2 protein-coding genes and 1 rRNA gene are annotated in these 2,528 nt (G+C 29.0%); all 3 read right to left on the bottom strand.

What is annotated here, in order from left to right:
• Positions 1 to 353 precede the first annotated feature (353 nt).
• The gene (locus OIO11_RS11755) at positions 354 to 1,304 is read right to left on the bottom strand and encodes an L-lactate dehydrogenase (RefSeq protein WP_268071659.1); all 951 of its coding nucleotides are present in this window, start codon (positions 1,302 to 1,304) and stop codon (positions 354 to 356) included.
• A gap of 524 nt (positions 1,305 to 1,828) precedes the next feature.
• Positions 1,829 to 2,257 (bottom strand): IS200/IS605 family transposase, encoded by a 429-nt coding sequence (gene tnpA, locus OIO11_RS11750; RefSeq protein WP_442781300.1) that lies wholly within the window; start codon positions 2,255 to 2,257, stop codon positions 1,829 to 1,831.
• 180 nt (positions 2,258 to 2,437) lie between these two features.
• Positions 2,438 to 2,528 (bottom strand): 5S ribosomal RNA (gene rrf, locus OIO11_RS11745); the annotation flags it as partial.

Genomic DNA, 2,528 nt, shown 5'->3' with positions numbered 1-2,528 from the left:
CTTATTCAGTATATCATCTGAATTTCTTCTTGTCAACAACTTTTTTGAATTTTTTTAATTTTCTCAAATCATCTTAATTCATACTTTGTTGTTTCCTCTCCGCCGCTCTCGCGACGACAAGGAATATTTTATCATGAATCTTAGACTAATATAATTCAATATATCTGGCCAAATTAAATTACATCATCTTTTCTATCTATACCTTCATTTTTCTACATTATTCTTATAGTGACACACAAGGGTAAGTATATAAGAATGTTACTTTGCAACATTCTTATATTTAAAATTAAAAGTGAAAAACTAAGAGTTTAAACCTTTATTTACATACTCTATTTATAGTTGATTATTTAATGCTAAAATTCTATTTTATCAATATATTCTTTTAATTTTGTTATTGAAATTTTGAATTTGTTTAATTCTTCTTCGTTTAAAGGAACTTCTAATATTTTCTTTATTCCACTAGCTCCTACTATAGTTGGAACACCTACACAAACATCATTTATTCCATATTGTCCTTCAATCAAACTAGAAACTGTTAAAATAGAATTTTCATCTCTCAATATGGCTTCAACTATTCTTTTTATAGCTAAGCCTACTGCAAAATAAGTTGCTCCTTTTCTATTAATAACTTCATATGCTGCATTTTTCACATCATCATGGATTTTATGTTTTGATAGTTCATCATATTTTTTACAGATATTATCGCAATAATTGTCTATATTCATACCAGCAATATTAGTTAAACTCCAAGTTGCAACTTCTGAATCTCCATGTTCACCAATTATATATGTGTGAATATTTCTGTCATCTATATTAAAATATTCACCTAATAAATGTTTGAATCTTGAAGTATCAAGAACAGTACCAGAACCTATAACTCTTTCTTTTGGGAACCCTGAAAGTTTATAAGTTATATAAGTTAATATGTCCACAGGATTCGCAACAACTAGTAATATAGAATTTGGGCTATATTTTACAACTTCAGGAATAATCCCTTTAAATATATTAAGATTTTTATTTATTAGATCTAATCTTGTTTCACCAGGTTTTTGAGCTGCTCCAGCAGTTATAATTATTATATCAGAATCAGCAGTATCTTTATAATCTCCAGCATATACTTCTACCGGCTTCACAAAAGATACTCCATGTGCTAAATCCATAGCTTCTCCAAGTGCTTTTTCTTTATTTATATCTACAATAACAATTTCAGATGCTAGTCCACCTATCATAAGTGCATAAGCAGCAGTTGCTCCTACAAATCCTGCACCTATTATTGATATCTTATTACGTTTAGTATTCACAATATTCACCTCTATCAAAAATTAAACTATTTCGTCAAAATATAGCACTAGATAATAAAAATTCTATTATTTGCTCTTGTCTTGTTAATTATATAACAATTTCAAACGAATTGTAAATACTTTTTCGCTATATTTTGATATTTTTTTAACATTTTCATCAAGAAATCGTTTTCTAATTCTACCATAATCTATACCTTGAAACATGCTTTTTCATTATGATTTTTTTATAGTATTCGCTTTATATGCTTGCATTAGTTATTCTTACTTTATTAATATTTGTTATTTTTTTATTCATTGTTTTTAATATTACATCTATTGCTTTGATATAAAAATAACATTTTTTTAAATTATTAAGTTCCTTATTATTAGACAATTAGATAAATAAGATACCTATTTTAAGATACTTTCCAAGTAACTATAAAATACATGTTTTGACTAAAAAAGCAGAAGTAAATTATAATTTACTTCTGCTTTTAATTTATATATTATTTATGAGTCATGACCACCCGTAAAACGGGTGGCATGCTCTAGCCACTAGCTGTGTCTAAAGACACGTTGAATGGTCTGCCAACCGCATATTTTTTCAAGCTACCCCTTGCCTTTTTGTTTCTTCCTACTGCATCTACATAATATCCCTTGCACCAAAATTGTCTATTTCCATATTTATATTTTAAATTTGCATGTCTATCAAATATCATCAAAGAGCTTTTCCCTTGTAAGTATCCCATAAATTCAGATACACTTAATTTTGGTGGTATACTTACAAGCATATGGATGTGATCTTTACATGCATTTGCTTCTATTATTGTTACTCCTTTATGTTCACATAGTTTTCTTAATATTTGTCCTATATCTACTTTTATTTTCCCATATATTATTTGCCTTCTGTATTTTGGTGCAAAAACTATATGATATTTACAATTCCACTTGCTATGTGCTAAACTACTATTATCCATATTGGATATACCTCCTTTGTTTTATGGTTGTGGTCGGCAACCCTACTTCCATTTTACATCGAAGGTTTTATTTTTTTCTACTCATAGCTATAAGCTTTTTAGAACCACAGACATAGCCCGTGATATTCGTTATACAAAAAAAATAAAAAGCACTAAGCTTTTGCTTAGTGCTTTTATCTTACCCGGCGGCGACCTACTCTTCCACACCGTCTCCAGTGCAGTACCATCGGCGCTTTGAAGCTTAACCTTCGTGTTCGGAATGGGAACGGGT

Origin of the sequence: Clostridium sp. ZS2-4 (assembly GCF_026719745.1) — a bacterium.
GTDB lineage: Bacteria > Bacillota > Clostridia > Clostridiales > Clostridiaceae > Clostridium_H.
The sequence above is the reverse complement of the archived record's forward strand: the minus strand, read 5'-3'. Positions and strand labels throughout refer to the sequence as shown.

Coding starts and splice junctions, on each gene's coding strand:
- tnpA (WP_442781300.1), bottom strand. CDS start 2,257: ATGGATAATAGTAGTTTAGCACATAGCAAGTGGAATTGTAAATATCAT.